Below are 14,729 nucleotides of genomic sequence, written 5' to 3'. Positions count from 1 at the left end.
CTTTTCTTAAGAAATGATTACATTTCCGCCGGTACGACTCGCGTGACCAACCGGCCGTTTCGCTCGGTGCATCAACCGCCAGCGAACGCTCGACTAACCAATCCACCCTCCTGGCGGACTGAAAGGGCGAGCGGGGTTCGCGGTTGTCGTGAGCGAAGCGAACGACTGCTCGGCGGACGCGGTTTGTCCGCCGGTGGCCGAAGGCCGTGGTCGTCTCTGCGGGCAACTATTTCTGCGCGGGCGGTGCTGAGAGCGCAGAAATATCCCGCAGAGCGACCGCGAACCGCGCGAGGGCTTTCGAAACCGCAGTTCAATTTGTGATATGGGTTATTTCTGACTACGGTTTCGGGTCGAAGAACTCGGCCAACTCGACACCGAACTCGCCTGCTAACTCACCGACCGCTTCGCCGACCAGCACGTCGTAGCCGTCCTCCAGCGCCGACTCGACGTGAACCCCTAACGCCACATCGAGGAGGGCGTCGCTCTCCAGAAATTCCGCGGCGGTCTCGAACTCGCGGGCGCGCTCCACGACGTAGCGGTCGCCGTCGATGAACGGGCCGTAGCAGTCCGGGTCGTCGGCGTACTTTCCGTAGAATCCCTCGGCGTGCTGGCGGACGTGAATCGGCGGCCCCTCGTGGCGCTCGACCGCGGGGCGCTCGGCGACTTCCAACTCCACGAGGAGGACGGCGTCCTCGTCGGCGAACGTCTCGGCGCGGAGCGGGTCGAACCCGCGGCGCGCCAACTCGTCGTGGACCCCGGCCAGCGACTTCCGGAGTTGGGGGTAGAGCTGGTCCTCGACCACGTCGGGCGCGTCGAACCGGACTGCGACGGGGGTGGTCCCGCGGTCTGCGATTTCGTCGCGGACCGCCTCGGCCGAGAGCGAGTCGGTTGTCTCGGGGAAGAACAACTCCTCGCGGGGGTCGGAGAGCAGGTCTCGGGCGTAGTGCTGGAGGCGCGCGACGTTCTCCGCCGAGCAGACCGCCGCCACGTTGCGCTCGGGGTCGGTCGGGTCGATGACGACGAGCGGGTCGTCGAACTCCGCGGTCCCGTGGTCCTCGGGGTCGAACCGGACCGGCGGGTGCCACTCGTCCGCGGCGGCCGAGACGACTTCCCGGAAGCCGCCGTATTCGAGGACGAGGAGTTCGGTCAGGTAGCCCGAGAACCCCTCCGTCCGGAGGTCGCTCCCGTACGCGCCGATGCCCTTCAGAAACTGCTTGAGCAGGCGCACGTCACCCGCGAGGTCGGCGTCGATGCGCGCGTCTAGATACTCGTTGTGGAAGGGCGTCCGATCGACCGCGGACTGAATCTCGGTCGCCGAATCGAGATGGTAGCACGGCACGAGGTCCACGTCGAAGCCGTCGTACTCGCCGGTCACGTACGGATGCTCGGCGAACTCCTCGCGGCCCTCGGGGAGGACCGCGTGGCCGACTTCCAACCCGTAGGATTCTAGCTCCTCGCGCTCCACGTCGGCGGGGAATCGCACGAACAGGTCGATGTCCCGGTCGCCGCTTATCCACGTCCCGCGCGCGGTGCTTCCGACTTGAATCACGTCGCCCCAGACGGGCAGGTCCGCGATGGCCTCCTCTGCGCGCTCGGTCAGCGCCGCGACGGCCTCGGTCATCCGCCCGCGCTCGTCGTCGTCGGGGTCGATTCGCTCGCCGACCGCGGCGACTACCTCCTCGAACTCGTCCTCGCCGGTCATTACCGGTGGATTCGCCACCCCCCGCCGAAAACGTGTCGCCTTGGTGCGTTAACTAATGGCTCTCCTCGGGCGAAAACGAAAGCCCTATCAAATGACTCGCGCATACAGACGAATGCAATCGGAAGCCGTCGTAGCTCAGTTGGTAGAGCGCCACGCTGTTAACGTGGTGGTCCCAGGTTCGAGCCCTGGCGACGGCGCTTCTCTCGCCGAGCAATCACGACGAGCGTAGCGAGTCGTCTGCGAGGCGTGAAAGCGCAACTCGACAGGCTCGAGCAGACGAGTTGCACGCCCGGACCGGCGCGAAGCGCCGCACGCCCGGAACATCTCGGCGAGTTCGAGCCCTGGCGACGGCGCTACTTTCTCGCGGACACTAATCAAGGAGTTTTGTCTCCGAGCAACTTCTGTCCGCGAGTAGTTGTACTCCCCGTCGAAATTGAGCAGATAAATTGTATTCCCGAAAAGCGTAACGCCACCTAACTTGATGGTTTTACTCACAGATAATGTCGTTATATTCATATACCGGGATAGTCGATTGTGACTATGGGCGTTGGAGAAAGCAACCAGGAAGCACATTTCCAAAAACTGGAAGAACCACAACGACGGGGGGATGCTGCTGAGGCGATTATACGGGCTGCCTTTGCTGTGCGTGGAGTGACGGTACTACGACCAGAACACGATAATGCCTCCTACGATTTTGTGGTAGAAACGGATGGCGAGTTCTATCGAATCCAAGCGAAGACAGGCTATGATGGTCAAAGTGATGGGACTGTACGATTTGAGACCCGGAGTACTCGCGTAAAGAATCACGGCTATGAGCGGGAAAGTTACCGCGGCGCAATTGAATACTTTGCAGTCTATAACCCAGTTAACGGAGATATATATCTCGTACCAGTTGAAATTACACCGACAGGAAGCATGACTATCCGCTATGAGGAACCAGCAAATGGAAACTGGACTAACGTAAACTGGCATGCCGATTATCGGCTGGATTCCGCCCTCTCGGACCTCTAACCTTGCTCCTATTCGGTAAGCTTAAACAGATGCGGATAAGAGAAACTCGTAGAGGGCCCTTAGCTCAGTCTGGTTAGAGCGCTCGGCTCATACTGGCAATTAGGTGCGAAGCCTATTGTCATGGGACACCGAGTGGTCGATGGTTCGAATCCGTCAGGGCCCATCTCTCGGCGATTCCTTTCTCGGACGCCCGACCCGATTTTCAGAACCTGAGAATCGCGTTCACTCTTGATATGGGTATACCGCGTAGTGTATCTCGTATCATGAACACCAGACTCACCGAGCGATTCGACCTGCTTCGCGTCGCCATCGGCCTCTTCGTCGTCCTGGGCGTCGTCCTGACCGCTGTCGCGGGCTACGCCCTGCTGGCCCCCGCGAGCTTCGCCATCTCGGCCGACCTCGCGGTGTCGCTGCTGTCGGGCGTCTCGCTGCTGGCGTTCGCCGTCGTGTTGACGATGTGGCTCCACAACCAGATGGGTCGGCGTCGGCCGCGCCGCAGCGCCTAAACTGCTTCTTCGAGGATACTTCGTGTTGGGTTGGTTCAATTCGATTGAGTGACGACTTCGTTTTCGAAAGTCCTCGCGGTTAGAGTCAGAGGAGTGGAGTAGACAGCGAGATTTTCGAAAGCCCTCGCGCGGTTCGCGGTCGTGGTTCGAGCGCGACGCGCTCGTCATCTCGAAAATTTTCGATTTTCGGCGACTCAGCGACATATCCTCCGCTCCCTCCGGTCGCTCCGGATAGGGGTCGCTGAGACGACCACGGCCTTCGGCCGCCGGAAGACGGTTCTGCTCGGCCTGCGGCCTGCGCGGACTGCGACTTCCGAGGTCACACTCGCTTCGCTCGCGTGACCCGCGAACCCCGCTCGCCCTTTCAGTCCGCCAGGAGGGTGGATTGGCTAGTCGAGCGTTCGCCGGTGGTTATTGGCCGGGTGTTCGCTGGCGGTTGATTGGCCGAGCGTTCGCTGGCGGTTGATTCACCGAGCGCGAGCGTCTGCTGTCCGTCTCGCGTTGGTCGAAAAATCGAGGAGTCGGAAACCGGAGCTATCGTTTCAGCCCGACCCAGAGCCCGCCGACCGCGAGGAGGAAGACCGCGGTCGAGAGGTCGTAGGACCGGGCCAGCATCGCCGAGACGGCCACCGAGGAGCTACCGACTCCCGCGAGGACAGCGCCGAGGACCGACCCCGTGCAGCTCACGCAGGTCACGAGGCCCAGCGCGCCTCCGAGGAGGCCGCGACTGGCACGGGCCAGCGCCGCATAAGCGAGGGTCGCCAGTCCGAGGTAGCCGACGACTTTGAACGGGACGAGCGCGAGGTCGAGTGCGCCGCCCGAGACCATCACGAGCGGTCCCCAGCCGGGAACCACCGGGGCGACCGAAATCGACCCGAGGCCCGACCCGTCGCCGAGCGAAGCCAGCCCGCCCGCCACGCAGAGGACCGCGAAGTAGCCGACGGCGACCGCGAGCGCGGCGTAGGTCCGCCGGTCGGTGGGCCGCGGAGTCTGTGTGTAGGTCACCGCCAGAATCGCGGTGTTGGTCCAGATTACGGGGTACGCGAGGTATCTGAGCGACAGCACTTCCGAGTCGGCGACCGCGAGGTACGCGCCGATGACGACCGCCTCGACGACCGTGAGGACGACGAGCGTGCGCGCTGCTCTCGCCGCGGGGCGCAGCGACCGGTCGCGGGTCGAGGCGGCGCTTGCCATCTCAGTGCTTCGTCGCCGACTTCGGTTCCGCGCTAATCATGTAGGTGACCGCGATGAGCACGAGGAAGACGGCCTCGAAGACGACGACCGCCAACAGCGGCAGGTCGATGCCGAAGAAGCCGAACAGCACCCGAAGCTCGATGGCAATCGGGATGCTGAACGCGATCATCACGAGGAGCTTCGCGCGGGTCATCTTCATGCTATCACCTCCGTTAGCGTCTCGACTATCGCCTCGGCGTTCGCGGACACCCAGACCGGAACTCCGGGCACGTTACCGAAGAATCCGGCGTCGCCGACGATGCCAGCCAGCGGGAGCGTGTAGGCCAGAATCACCAGCACGACCGCGATGCCGGTCCAGAGCCGGAGGTCGTCGAGGACGAGCGGACTGCCGCTGGCACCCGAGAGGGGCGCGGGCAGGCGGTCGTCCACGGGGTTGGCGATGGGTTCCTCGAACGCCGACAGCAGGATGTTGAACAGGAACAGCACGACCGAGAGGAACAGCAGGGTTCCGCCGATTGCGATTTGGGCGCGGAGTTCCCCGACCGTTCCGATGACCGCCGTGAAGTCGAAGCTCTGGTACTGGGGTTCGGCGGTCCGGCGCGGGATGCCGACCAGTCCGGCCCGATGCATCGCGTTCGACATGAGGACCATGCCGACGAACCAGAGGACGACCTGCAGGAGGCCGATGGGTCGGCTGTAGAGGCGCTTGCCCGTCAGTTGCGGGACGAGCCAGTAGGACCCGGCCATCATCGTGAGCGCGACTGCGGTGCCCACGGTGAGGTGGAAGTGGCCGGGGACCCACAGCGTGTTGTGGATGAGGTAGTTGATGTTCATCCCGGCGTTGATCATGCCGGAGAAGCCGCCTGCCGCGAACATCGCGCCAGCGAGCGCCATGCCGGTGAACGCGGGGTCACGCCACGGGAGCGCGCCGAGCCACTTGAGGTAGCCCTCGCCGCCGCGCTGGCGGGCACCGTGTTCGACCGAGGCGACCACGGTGAACGCGGTCAGCAGGCTCGGGAGCAGGAGGAACATCGTGTTGGTCATGGCGATGAACTTGAAGCCCTCCGCGATGCCGGGGTCCAGATACTGGTGGTGGATGCCGACCGGCGTCGACAGCAGGAGGAACAGCACGAACACGACCCGAGCGAGGGGGTCGCTGAAGAGCCGACCGCCCGCGAGCTTCGGCAGCACGGTGTACCACATCAGGTAGGCGGGCATCAGCCAGAAGTACACCACGGGGTGGCCGAAGAACCAGAACAGCGTCCGGGTGAGCAGGGGGTTGACGGTCTCGACGATGCCGAACGACCACGGGATGAGGAAGAACACCGTCGAGACGGCGACTCCGAGCGTCGAGAGGTACCACATCAGCATGGTCGTCAGGACCATGAACGTCTGGAGCGGGATGCGCTCGTCGGGGTTGTCACCGCGCCAGTTGCGGTACGCGAGGAACCAGTCTGCGCCCGCGAGCCACGTCCCGACGATGAACATCGCCAGTCCGACGTAGAACAGCGGGTGGGCTTGCAGGGGTGCGTAGAACGTGTACAGCACGTCCGCGCTCATGTCGATGCTCGGCATGAATCCGGCGAGGATGGCGATTGCCACGAACGTCGCGCCGGTCGTTGTCAGGCCGAACCACGCCCACGTCAGCCTGATGTCCGGCATCGGTCGCTCCAAGCTCTGGACGACCGCCCACGTGAACAGTCCCAGGAGGAAGAAGATGGTGAACACGAGCGCCAGCAGGACGCCGTGGCCCGTCAGGACGGTGTAGTAGTCCACCGAGTCGATGAACCGGAAGTAGTTCGTCCGGTGGAGCGCCTGCACGAGGCCGAAGAACGCCCCGATGCCGAGCGCTACGAACGAGACGACTAAGTTGGCCTTGATGACCGACGCCTCCTCGGCGTACCGGTCTACGAACGTCGCCATCTCAGGCACCTCCCGCCGTGGCGCTGGCGTTGAACTCGTCCTCGGGGACGACCTTCATCGTGCCTTCCATCGCGTGATGGGCCGACCCGCAGTACTCGTTGCAGAGAAGGCCGTACTCTTGGGGACCGTCCACTTCGACCGTGAACGTCGAGATTTGGCCGGGAATCGCCATCGTGTTGGCGTTCGTGCCCACGACCTCGAAGCCGTGAATCACGTCAGCCGAGGTCACGTGGAAGGTGACGGTGCTGTTGGCCGGGACTCGAATCGGCTCGCTCGTTCCGGGCTGGAAGAGGAACTGTTTGGCGATGACGTACACGTCGTACTCGTTCGGCCCGGACTTGTAGACCCCGGGGTCGCTGAACTTGGGATGCTGGTCTAAGTTCTGGGGGTCTACCGTCCCGCCGTCGTCGTCGATCATTTCGACGCCAGCCCCGATCGCCCCGTAGGAGACGGTGGCGATGAAGCCGACGATGAGCAGTAGCGCCGCGCCGAGCCAGAATTTCTCGTATGCGTGGATTTCCATCTCTTCTCACCTCGATTATCCGATTACCGTCATTCCTCGACCGAGGAACTCCACGAAGTACATGAACACCCACATTACGACCAGGATGAGGAAGTAGCCGAATATCAGGACGAGCGTTCCCACCGGGTCGAAATCGTCGTGTCCGATTTCGCGTTCGATGCTGTCGGGCGCGGAGCCGACCACGTATCCGCGAGGACGGTCGGGTACGTCCTCGCGTATTGTATTTTCTGTCTCCGGTTCCAGCGACATAGCCGATGCTAGGTAGAGTGCCTATTTAATAAAAGAAGCTGATTCCCACCTGCTGAAAACTGGCGAAACTAGATTAGTACTCCCGTCGTTAGGGGTTCGTATGGAGTCGTCTCAGAGTCGATCTGGAATAAAAAAGCTGGTATCGAACCGCTCGCCTCGGAGTCTTACTATCGTAACGCTGTTAGCCCTCGTTCCGGTCGCGCTGTTCGCACTCGGCCGGAGCCTCCTCGCGGTCGTCGCCCTCGTGAACGTCGGTCTCATCTTCGGCAGTCTCTACCTGCTCACCGCACCGACTGAGGCCGAGCAGGGTCGCGGCGGGGCCCACGGCCACGACGAGGCCCACGGTGAGGAACACGGCCACGGCGAAGAGACGACCAGTCACGACGAGACCGCGGAGGCGACTGGTCACGAGAGCGCGACCGACACCAGCGAATCGGCGCATTGAGCCTCATGTTCCAGCTTCTCGGGCGAATCGGGCTGGTCCCACTCCACGGCCACGGCGGACCGCTCCCGACCGGAAATTTGGACGCCGTGGTGTTTCTCGTCGTGGGATTCCTCGGCGGTGCCCACTGCCTCGGGATGTGTGGCCCGCTCGTGAGCGTCTACGCCGACCGACTCCGGGCAAGCGAAGGGTCAGACGACGACACACTGACGCTCCGGCAGGTCCGCCAGCACTTCCTGTTCAACCTCGGCCGGACCGTCGGGTACGCCGCGGTCGGCGCGCTTCTGGCCGCCATCGGCGCGGTGACGGTCGGCGCGATGGACCGCGTCCTCGCGGCCGGAACCGGTGTACAGGCGACCACGGCGCTCCTCGCCGGGGCGTTCATCGGCGTGACGGGATTCACCTACGTCGGCGGGTCGGCCTCTCACCCCTCGCTCGGTCCGGTAGACGACCTGTTCGGTCGAGTGAGCGGGGTGCTGACGCGCCGAGTGGACGCTTTCGTCGGCGACAGTCGCATCGCGGGCCTCGGTCTGGTCCACGCGCTGCTGCCGTGTCCCATCACCTACCCCGCCTACGTCTACGCCTTCGCGCTCGGCGACCCGGTTCGCGGGGCCTTCCTCCTCGCGCTGGTCGGCGTCGGGACCTTCCCGACGCTGCTGGTGTACGGGACGGTCTTCGGGTCGCTGTCGGCGAGCAAGCGCCTGCATCAGGTGCTGGGAATCGCGTTCGTCGTGCTGGGCTACCTGATGGTCGCGCACGGACTGGCCCTGCTCGGTATCGACGTGCCGCGGGTGTCGCTCCCGCTTCCGGCACCGAAGTACCAGCCGATAGGATAACCAATGAGTGAAACCACAATGGACGAGCGAACGTCCGCCCCCGACGAGTGTACCCTCTGCGGCCTGCCGACGGGCGACTCGCCCGTCACGGACGAGGAGGTCCCCGGCGGCTACTGCTGTCGCGGCTGTCTGGAAATCGCCCGGACGCTCGACGACGTGGAGTCGGCCGACCCCGAGGAGGTCCGCGAGGAGCGCGACGCGGGCGGCGTCGAGGACGCGCCGGAGGACGCCGAACACACCTACCTCTCGGTCGAGGGAATGCACTGCGCGACCTGCGAGACGTTCATCGAGTCGGCGGCCGCCGACGCCGAGGGCGTCCACGCCGCCGAGGCGAGTTACGCCACCGACATGCTCCGGGTCGCCCACGACGAGGCGTCGGACCTCGACTCGCTGGGGCGGACCCTCGACCGGTACGGCTACGCGGTCGGCGACCCCGAGGGCGGGTCCGGCGACGACGACCGGGCGGACAACCAAATCGTCCGGTTCCTGCTCGGCGGCGGCATCTTCGGCATGATGGTGATGATTTGGTACCTCCTCTTCCTCTACCCGACCTACCTCGGCTACGACCCGCTGGTCGATTTGGGCGGGTTCGACGGTCTCTACCTGTTCGGCAACGTCTGGCTGATGTCCTCCATCGTGCTGTTCTACACCGGTTATCCCATCCTGCGGGGTGCGGTGGTCAGCCTCCGGGCGGGCCAACCCAACATGGACCTGCTGGTCTCGCTGGCGGCGGTGAGTTCGTACCTCTACAGCTCGGTCGCGGTCCTCGTCGGCCAGACCCACGTCTACTTCGACGTGTCGGTCGCCATCGTGCTGGTCGTGACGCTGGGCAACTACTACGAGGACCGCATCAAGCGCAAGGCCGCCAGCGGCCTCTCGGAGCTGACGAGCGCGAGAGTCTCGGAGGCCACCCGCGTCACGGAGGAGGGCGACGGGAGAGGCCACGAGTCCGTTCCCGTCACGGACCTCGCGCCGGGCGAGCAGGTTCTGGTCCGACCCGGCGAGCGCGTCCCGGTGGACGGCGAGGTCTCGGAAGGCACCGCCGCGGTGGACGAGTCGCTCGTGACCGGCGAGTCCCTGCCGGAGACCCGCAGACCGGGCGACCCGGTTCTGGGCGGCACCGTCGTCACGGACGAACCGCTCGTGGTCGAGGTCGGCGAGGAGGCCGAGAGTACGCTCGACAGACTCGTGGACCTCCTCTGGGAGATTCAGAGTTCCCGGTCGGGCGTCCAGCGCCTCGCCGACAAACTGGCGACGCTGTTCGTGCCCACCGTCCTCGTCCTCGCGGCGGGGGCGACCGCGTGGCGACTCCTCGGCGGCGCGCCGGTCGCCGACGCCCTGCTGGCGGGCCTGACGGTCCTCATCGTCTCCTGTCCCTGCGCGCTCGGCCTCGCCACGCCGCTGGCGGTGGCCTCGGGCATCCGCGAGGCCGCGGATAGCGGCGTCGTGGTCGCCTCCGACGCCGTCTTCGAGTCCGCGCCCGAGGCCGACGTGGTGGTCCTCGACAAGACCGGGACGCTGACCGACGGTCGGATGGCGGTTCAGGGTGTTGTCGTGGGCGATGGGGGCGGCGAGTCGGTCGGTTCGGACGGGACAGTCGATTCCGACGAAGTGCTTTCCCGCGCCGCGGCGCTCGAACGCTACTCGGCGCACCCGATTGCTGACGCGATTGTAGACGCGGCGGGTGTCGAGGAGGCCGGAGCCACCGCGACTGCGAGCGCCGACTCGACAGCAGAGACCGCCACTGAAGCCGAAGCCGCTGATACAGTAGACCGCACCGCGACCGCGACAGCAACCGCCGAGACCGCCACCGAATCCGCGGAAATCGCTCTCGATCCCGAGAGCGTCGAGAGCCACGACCGGGGCGTGACCGGCGAACTCGCTGGCGCGGAGACGGCGGTCGGCCACCCCGACCTGCTGGCCGACCGGGGATTTTCGTTCTCGGCGGACCTCCGGCAGGCGGTTGAGGAGGCCCGCGAGGAGGGCCACGTCCCCGTCGCGGTCGGGTGGGACGGCCGGGTCCGGGGCGTCGTGGCGGTCGGCGATAGCCCCCGCGAGGGGTGGCGCGAGGCCGTCGCCGACCTCGCTGGCGGGACCGACGGCGGGCGCGACGTGGTGGTGCTGACGGGCGACCACGAGCGCGCCGCGGCGCGGTTCCGCGCCGACCCCAACGTCTCGGAGGTCTTCGCCGGAGTGCCCCCGGAGGCCAAGGCAACGACCGTCGAGCGCCTCCAGTCGCGGGGCACGGTGGCGATGGTCGGCGACGGGAGCAACGACGCCCCCGCGCTCGCCGTCGCCGACATCGGCATCGCGCTCGGGAGCGGGACCGACCTCGCGGGCGACGCCGCCGACGCCGTGGTCGTGGACGGCGGCCTCGACGCCGTGGCCTCGGTGTTCGAAATCGCGTCGGGGACCAACCGGCGCATCCGGACCAACCTCGGGTGGGCCTTCCTCTACAACGCCGTGGCCGTCCCGCTGGCGATTCTGGGCCTGCTGAACCCGCTGTTCGCCGCGGTGGCGATGGGCACCAGCAGTCTCGTCGTCGTGGCGAACTCCGCGCGGTCGTTGCGGTAGGAACCCATCGAGAGAACGGTAGGGACTCGCCAGAGAAACAATTTTGTTTCTTTAGGAAACTAAAAAGCGTCTTTTAGAATTAGGATTGTTTGTCTGTCGCTTCCCGCTACTCCGGCGTCTCGACGCCTCGGAACTCGAACCGAGCGCCGCCCGCCTCGCTCTCGGTGATTTCGCACTCCCAGCCGTGGGCTTCGACCAACTGCCGAACCACGGCGAGGCCGAAGCCGATGCCGACGTTGCTGGTCGAGTAGCCGGGATTGAACACCTCCTCGCGGTCCTCCGGGGGGATGCCCGGTCCGTCGTCGGCGACGTAGAAGCCGGTCGCCTCCGTCGCCCCCGACGTCCCCGCCGAGGAGTCACTCAAGTCGCCGACTCGGACCGTCACGTCCGACCCGCCGTGTTCCGCCGCGTTCCGGTAGAGGTTTTCGAGCAGTTGGCGCAGGCGCGAGGGGTCGGCCAGAATCTCGGCGTCGGTCTCGACGACGAGGTCTCCGTCCGGGTCCACGTCGTCCCACCACTCGGCGGCCACCTCGTCCAGCGCGACCGGTTCGGTGTTGTCCACGTCGCCGCCCCGGCGGGTGACGACCAGCAGGGTGTCTATCATCTGCTCGATGCGGTCGAGAGCGCGCTCGACCTCGCGGAAGGCGGATTCGCCGCCGTCGCCCTCCCCTTCGTGCTCGCCTCCGACTTCGCTCTCGCCCTCGACCTTGCTCCCGGCCCTGCTGTCGCTCCCGCCTCCGCTGTCTCTCCCGCCCCCGACTTCGCTCCCGATGGCGCTTTCGACGCCCATGTCGAGGTAAATCTGGGCGATTTCGAGCGGATTGCGGAGTTCGTGGGCCAGCATGCTGGCGAAGGCGTCCAGACGCTCGTTTCGCTCGCGGAGTTCCCGCTCGTGTTCCCGGCGCTGGATGGAGGTCAGCAGGATGTGAGCGATGCTCCGGACGAACTGCACGTCGTGGTCGGCGTAGGACCGCGACTCGGTGTCGTGGACCCCGAGGATGCCCCACACGTCGTCCGGCGTGCCGATTATCGTGCTGATGCCGCTCTCGACGTCGTGAGAGTTCAGCAGGTCCGGCCCGGAGAATCGCTCCTCGGCTTCCAAGTCCTCGACCACGACCGGCTCCTCGGTCAGCAGGGTGTAGCCCGCCTGCGAACCCCGGTCGTCGGCGACGGTGGCCGACCCGACGATGCCCTCGCGCCATCCGACGCCGTTGCGAAGTAGGAGTTCGTCGTCCTCGGGGTACAGTTCCAGCACCTTGCAGTAGTCGTGGTCCAACACGTCGGCGACGAGTTCGACTGCCTCGTCGAACAGGTCGTCCAGCGACCGAGCTTCGAGCGCGTACTGAGAGAACTCCGAGAGGACGCGCTGTTGCTCGACGCGGTTCTGCAACTCGCGCTCGCGCTCCTTTCGCTCGGTCACGTCGCGGGTCACGCCGACGCGCTCGTAGTCGCCGTTCTCGGTCTCGCGCACGACGAAGGTTGTCTCGGCCGAGAACGTCTCGCCGTCGCTGGTCTGAAGCAGATGCTCGATGGTGGCCGAAGTCCGCTCGCCGTCGATTATCTCCTGCATGAGGCTCGCGGCCTCCTCGCGTGTCTCCTCGTCGTAGAGCCGCGAAGGGTCGGTCCCGACGAGGTCGTCGCTGTCGTAGCCGACCAACTCGGCGAACGACGTGTTCACCATCGAGAACTCGTTGTCCGGGCCGACGACGTAGATGCCGTCTTCGACCGTCTCCACGATGGTCTCGTAGCGTTCGAGTTCCCGCTCGCGCTGTTTGCGGTCGGTCACGTCTCGGAAGTACACCGACAGGCCGGTCTCGGAGGGGTAGGCCCGGACCTCGAACCACGTCGAGAGCGGCGGGTAGTACTCGGCGAACGACACCGGCTCTTGGTCGTCCATGGCGCGTTCGTATTCGCGCTGGAACGTCGTGCCGACCGCCTCGGAGAACTCGTCCCAGATGCTCTCTCCGAGCAGTCCCTCCTCGGAGCGCTGGATTAGCTCCTCGGCCTCGTCGTTGACGTAGGTGAAGTTCCAGTCGGTGTCGAGCGCGAAGAATGCGTCCGTGACCCGGCTGAACACCTCCGAAAGCTCGGTTTCGAGTTCGTCGCGTCGCTGTTCGAGTTCGAACTGGGTCTGCTTGAGTTCGGTGATGTCCTCGGCCGCGCTGACGACCCGCTGGACCTCGCCGTCGTCGTAGACCGGGGCCACGCTGACCGAGAGGTGGACGCGCTTGCCGTTCGGTTGCTCGACGATGACTTCCTCGTTGTAGACTGGTTCGCCAGCGTCGAGGACCTGCATGACGGGATACTCGTCCTCGGATAGCTCCCGTCCGTCGGTGTCGTAGACCATCCACTCGTCGTCCTCCTCGGCCGGGAGTTCGTCGCTCCCGACCCCGACGAGTTCGGCGGCCCGATCGTTCGCCCTGAGGAGTTCCCCCTCGTGGTCTCTGACCGCGAAGGCGACCGGACTCGTGTCGAATATCTCCTCGATGAGCGCCTCCTCCTCGCGGAGTCGCTCGGCGGACTCGCTGTCGGTGGGCGCTCTCTCGAGGAACCCGGTGAAGAACGTCTCGTCCGCGCCGTGTTCGAACGCCGAGACGGAGACCCGAACCTCCTCGCCGTCGGCGGTCAGCCACGTCACCTCGAACGACTCGTCGCTTATCGGCGTCCCGTCGTCGCCGTCGGCGAACCGGCGGTACCACCCCTCGTAGCGGTCCCGCAGTCGCTCGGGCACGAACTCCCCGAACTCCCGGCCCCGAATGTCCTCCGGCGCGTAGCCCAGCAGTCGCTCGACGGCGTCGTTGGCGTAGACGATGTTCCCGTGGACGTCGGCCGTAATCACGGCGTCGGTCGCGCTGGCGACCATCTCCTCGAAGAACGTCTCACCGAGCGCCCCGCCGCGGTCAGATTGGGACGGCTCTCCGTCCTCCGACGGGTGTTCTCTCGGCCCCCTCATAACAGACCCTCGTCTCCCATTGGTCTCATTAGCCACTCCCGGGTCAATAGTGTCACGCCTTTGCCCGGGGTGAGCGCACGCCCCTCTCGCCGGTCAGACCGAGGCGAGTCGCGCGATGTAGACCAGACTCAGCACGTGGTCGTCCACGTCGAGGTCGGCGGGGCCGGGCACGTCGGGGTCGAAGCTCTCGACTTCGGAGAATCCGCGCATGTACTCTCGGAGTTCCTCGCGGACCTCCTCGGTTATCCAGTCGATTTCGGCGTAGTATTCGAGAGCGTTGCCCGTGTTCTCGAACCCCGCCTTGTTGATGAGGAAGTCGAGCCACTCGAAGACGACCACCTCGGTGCTGTACTGGTCGGGCATGCGTTCGAGATACGGCTTCTCGGGGAGCGCCCCCGCCGCCGAGAACTGGCTCTGGAGGCGGACGAGTTCGTCGCGCTCGCTGTGGCGCAGGACCTCGTCGGGCGTGGCCGGTAGTGCTTCGCCCTCGTCGGCGAACTCCTCGGGGGTCTCCCGGTCGGGGTCCGCGAGGCGGCGCAGTTCGCGCAGGTCGTAGTCTCCAGTCGTCGGCGGCATGGTACTCGGGTACGTCCGTTCCATCTCAGACGCCCCATTTAAAAGTTCCTGCCATTCTCCCGACGGAGAGAAGACAGGTATCGGCGCAACGAAGACTGGTTCCGACCCAACAGTTACGTCCGGCGCGTGAGGGCGCGCAGTTCTGCGCGCCCACGCGCGAGGTCTTCGTGAAAGAAGCGAACGAAGGCTCGTCAGAGCTTGCCTCTGACGGTGGACGACCGAACGACCGGCGGGAGTGAG

The 14,729-nt window shown here is 65.5% G+C and carries 13 protein-coding genes and 2 tRNA genes; 7 read left to right on the top strand and 8 right to left on the bottom strand.

Annotation, left to right across the window (positions count from 1 at the left end):
* Positions 1–337 precede the first annotated feature (337 nt).
* Positions 338–1,702, bottom strand: a complete 1,365-nt coding sequence (gene cca, locus EPL01_RS00170; RefSeq protein WP_135823252.1) for a CCA tRNA nucleotidyltransferase — start codon at positions 1,700–1,702, stop codon at positions 338–340.
* Positions 1,703–1,826: 124 nt separating this feature from the next.
* On the opposite strand from cca, the gene EPL01_RS00165 reads away from it, so the two are divergent.
* From EPL01_RS00165 to EPL01_RS00150, 4 genes are all read left to right on the top strand, one after another.
* A tRNA-Asn gene (locus EPL01_RS00165) sits at positions 1,827–1,899 on the top strand.
* Positions 1,900–2,242: 343 nt separating this feature from the next.
* Positions 2,243–2,713 carry a group I intron-associated PD-(D/E)XK endonuclease gene (locus EPL01_RS00160; protein ID WP_135823251.1) on the top strand — a complete coding sequence of 157 codons (471 nt, stop codon included), beginning with the start codon at positions 2,243–2,245 and terminating at the stop codon, positions 2,711–2,713.
* A 53-nt stretch (positions 2,714–2,766) separates the two neighbouring features.
* A tRNA-Ile gene (locus EPL01_RS00155) sits at positions 2,767–2,876 on the top strand.
* Between the two features lie 100 nt (positions 2,877–2,976).
* Positions 2,977–3,219, top strand: coding sequence for a hypothetical protein (locus EPL01_RS00150; RefSeq protein WP_135823250.1), 243 nt, complete (start codon positions 2,977–2,979; stop codon positions 3,217–3,219).
* A gap of 534 nt (positions 3,220–3,753) precedes the next feature.
* Here the strand turns inward: EPL01_RS00150 and EPL01_RS00145 are convergent.
* Genes EPL01_RS00145 through EPL01_RS00125 form a run of 5 tightly spaced genes read right to left on the bottom strand, consistent with a single transcriptional unit; the run spans position 3,754 to position 7,108 of the window.
* Positions 3,754–4,413: a DUF7546 family protein gene (locus EPL01_RS00145; protein WP_135823249.1), complete on the bottom strand. Its 660-nt coding sequence runs from the start codon at positions 4,411–4,413 to the stop codon at positions 3,754–3,756.
* A 1-nt stretch (position 4,414) separates the two neighbouring features.
* Positions 4,415–4,612, bottom strand: a complete 198-nt coding sequence (locus EPL01_RS00140) for a CbaC protein (RefSeq protein ID WP_135823248.1) — start codon at positions 4,610–4,612, stop codon at positions 4,415–4,417.
* The gene (locus tag EPL01_RS00135; protein WP_135823247.1) at positions 4,609–6,336 is read right to left on the bottom strand and encodes a b(o/a)3-type cytochrome-c oxidase subunit 1; all 1,728 of its coding nucleotides are present in this window, start codon (positions 6,334–6,336) and stop codon (positions 4,609–4,611) included. The genes EPL01_RS00140 and EPL01_RS00135 overlap by 4 nt, the downstream gene beginning before the upstream one ends.
* 1 nt (position 6,337) lies before the next feature.
* A complete protein-coding gene (locus tag EPL01_RS00130) occupies positions 6,338–6,859 on the bottom strand; it encodes a cytochrome c oxidase subunit II (RefSeq protein ID WP_135823246.1) in 522 nt (173 codons plus the stop codon).
* A gap of 15 nt (positions 6,860–6,874) precedes the next feature.
* Complete coding sequence (locus EPL01_RS00125) at positions 6,875–7,108, bottom strand: hypothetical protein (protein ID WP_135823245.1); 234 nt, start codon at positions 7,106–7,108, stop codon at positions 6,875–6,877.
* Between the two features lie 100 nt (positions 7,109–7,208).
* Here EPL01_RS00125 and EPL01_RS21925 point away from each other — a divergent pair, with 100 nt between their 5' ends.
* From EPL01_RS21925 to EPL01_RS00110, 3 genes are read left to right on the top strand one after another with little or no spacing between them, the layout of a single operon-like run.
* Positions 7,209–7,553, top strand: coding sequence for a DUF8131 family protein (locus EPL01_RS21925; RefSeq protein WP_210424022.1), 345 nt, complete (start codon positions 7,209–7,211; stop codon positions 7,551–7,553).
* Positions 7,554–7,558: 5 nt separating this feature from the next.
* Entirely contained in the window at positions 7,559–8,386 is an 828-nt protein-coding gene (locus tag EPL01_RS00115) for a sulfite exporter TauE/SafE family protein (protein ID WP_135823244.1), read from the top strand.
* Positions 8,387–8,389: 3 nt separating this feature from the next.
* Positions 8,390–10,960, top strand: a complete 2,571-nt coding sequence (locus EPL01_RS00110) for a heavy metal translocating P-type ATPase (protein ID WP_135823243.1) — start codon at positions 8,390–8,392, stop codon at positions 10,958–10,960.
* Between the two features lie 106 nt (positions 10,961–11,066).
* On the opposite strand, the gene EPL01_RS00105 is transcribed toward EPL01_RS00110, so the two are convergent.
* A complete protein-coding gene (locus EPL01_RS00105; protein ID WP_135823242.1) occupies positions 11,067–13,913 on the bottom strand; it encodes a PAS domain-containing sensor histidine kinase in 2,847 nt (948 codons plus the stop codon).
* A 93-nt stretch (positions 13,914–14,006) separates the two neighbouring features.
* Positions 14,007–14,513, bottom strand: a complete 507-nt coding sequence (locus EPL01_RS00100) for a FlaD/FlaE family flagellar protein (RefSeq protein WP_246045591.1) — start codon at positions 14,511–14,513, stop codon at positions 14,007–14,009.
* Positions 14,514–14,729 lie beyond the last annotated feature (216 nt).

The sequence above is a fragment of the Halorussus ruber genome (assembly GCF_004765785.1).
Lineage (GTDB): Archaea > Halobacteriota > Halobacteria > Halobacteriales > Haladaptataceae > Halorussus > Halorussus ruber.
Note: the sequence above shows the minus strand (reverse complement) of the source record. Positions and strands in the feature narration are given on the sequence as shown.